This window comes from Shigella sp. FC1967 (assembly GCF_001743005.1).
GTDB lineage: Bacteria > Pseudomonadota > Gammaproteobacteria > Enterobacterales > Enterobacteriaceae > Proteus.
This window is the reverse complement of the sequence record NZ_MIIZ01000913.1, coordinates 1-1,964: the sequence shown is the minus strand read 5'-3', so window position 1 is coordinate 1,964 and position 1,964 is coordinate 1. Positions and strand designations below refer to the sequence as shown.

The following is a 1,964-nucleotide window of genomic DNA, read 5'->3' as shown; positions in this document are numbered from 1 at the left end:
AAAAAAGGGGATGGATTCACTATCTCTCCTCAGCTTCTGCTGGAGGAAGAAGGGTTTAACACCCGTGGCGCTTTCTGCGAGAACTACTACGAGCGCCCGGACATCAAAGCTGGTATTCGAGTGCTGGCCGATGCTTACAAGCGTGGCGACTATGTTCCGCCGATCATCGTCAAAGTTATCGACGGAAAGGTGTATGTCCGTGAAGGTCATCGCCGTCGCCGCGCCATCCTGCTTGCTATCGAGGAAGGTGCCGACATCCAGTTCGTGCAGGTCGTAGAGCACAAGGGCGATGAAGCCGAACAGAGCCTTCTGATCGCCACCAGCAACGATGGGCTCCCTCTTTCTCCACTTGAGCGAGCCGTGATCTACGCTCGGCTTGCAAACTGGGGATGGAGCGACCAGATGATTGCCCAACGTGTTGGCCGCTCGGCTGAGCACGTTCGTATCGCCCGTGCCCTTCTGGAGATGCCTCTGGAACTGAAACGGATGATTCAGGAAGGCTCTGTGGCTGCCACCTACGCTCAGGAGCTCTACAACGAGCACGGCACCAACGCTGTTGAGATCCTGAAAAAGGCGCAGGAAGAACAGGCCAATGGCAATGACGGCAAGAAGGCCCCGAAAAAACTGACCAAAAAGTCTGTCGAGAAAGGTCCCCGCCTGGGCAAAAAGGTGGTTGAAGCCATGCACCGAGGCGTGAGCTCTATTACCAGTCGTCTGGACAACATCAAGCCGAACGATGACGGTGAAACGTTCACCCTTACCCTGAGCCGGGAAGATGTTGATGCGTTTCAGGAGCTGAAAGCCAAGCTGGCGGAGCTGGAGCCCAAAACTGACGAGTCCAATGAAGACCAGCAAGAGCTGGATTTGGCGGGTAATCAGTAATGGGGCGCTGTACTGTTGAGGATGCCATCCAGTTGCTGGAAGGGGGAACCATTGTTGCGGTCGTACCGGCGTCATCCGGACCAGATACGCTGGTGGTTTCCTCTATCAGGCTTGAATCCGGACTGACAGTACAGTTTTCCCCTCCAGCGGCAGCCAGTGTCAGTGTTCAGCTCGCGGAGCTCGATGATGAACAGTGACAAGAAATCGTCTGAACTAGCCAGACTGAGGCGTCAGCATCAGCTAGTTTGCTCTGTCATCGCAGCCTTGCTCATCTGTGCAGGTATATATGGGACCGTTGCACGTTTGGGCTTCATCCTGATGGCGCCATTGTTTGTTATCGCCTTAGGTGTGTTAGTCGATGCGTTCCTGCCAAGGGTAAGTTGGTTCTTCTGTGTGCGGGACGTGAGAGACATATTTGGGTGGAGAAAACGATAGTGGCGAAGTTGAAGGTTTATGGCGGGATCACTTATGGGGCCGAGGGGCAGTTCAGAACTGTCGTTGCGGCCACAAGTAAGAGCAAGGCTGCTTCAATTCTGAATATCACGATTTACCAGATGAATAGCTGGTGGACGGAGACTTTTAACAAGTACGAGGTCGAGGCGGCGATGTCTGAGCCGGGGGCTATTTTTTCAAAGCCTCTCGATGGCAGAGGCCCATTTGTAAAGCAGGAAGGATAATTGTGAGAAGTGTTTTTGTATGGTTGAAGGCCGGGGCAATACTGGCTTTCCTATTCATCGGTATTGCTGGTGCTGTCAACCGGGTCTATTGGGTTAACAGCCAAGGTTTGAGCCAGGGGTCGATGTCATCCACATGGGTTAAAGAAAAGTTTGGCCTAGACCTTGGTGCAATGTGCCGTTATGACAAACCCCAGCATGTCGAGTTCAAAGTCCTTCCTGATCAGACAATCCAGTTCCGCTGCTCATGGTTTGAAGGTGGCGGATTAACCTGGTGGCCTTTCTACACCGAGCATGATGTAAAGAGCGCCGAGGCGACCTCTGTGCTCAATGACATCTTCCAGGGTACGGAGGGGCATGATGAGTAGCCAGCTAGAACTTTTTCATGTCCAAGAGGCGTATGCCAAG

At 53.2% G+C, this 1,964-nt stretch carries 3 protein-coding genes; all 3 read left to right on the top strand.

Translation table 11 applies throughout. The features are described from left to right. Nucleotides 1-882: ParB/RepB/Spo0J family partition protein (locus tag BHE89_RS15830; RefSeq protein WP_128860622.1), on the top strand; the 882-nt coding region annotated here is incomplete at its 5' end. Between the two features lie 434 nt (nucleotides 883-1,316). Continuing rightward, the gene (locus tag BHE89_RS15815; RefSeq protein ID WP_069370008.1) at nucleotides 1,317-1,559 is read left to right on the top strand and encodes a hypothetical protein; all 243 of its coding nucleotides are present in this window, start codon (nucleotides 1,317-1,319) and stop codon (nucleotides 1,557-1,559) included. 2 nt (nucleotides 1,560-1,561) lie between these two features. After that, nucleotides 1,562-1,924, top strand: a complete 363-nt coding sequence (locus tag BHE89_RS15810; RefSeq protein ID WP_001258027.1) for a hypothetical protein — start codon at nucleotides 1,562-1,564, stop codon at nucleotides 1,922-1,924. Nucleotides 1,925-1,964 lie beyond the last annotated feature (40 nt).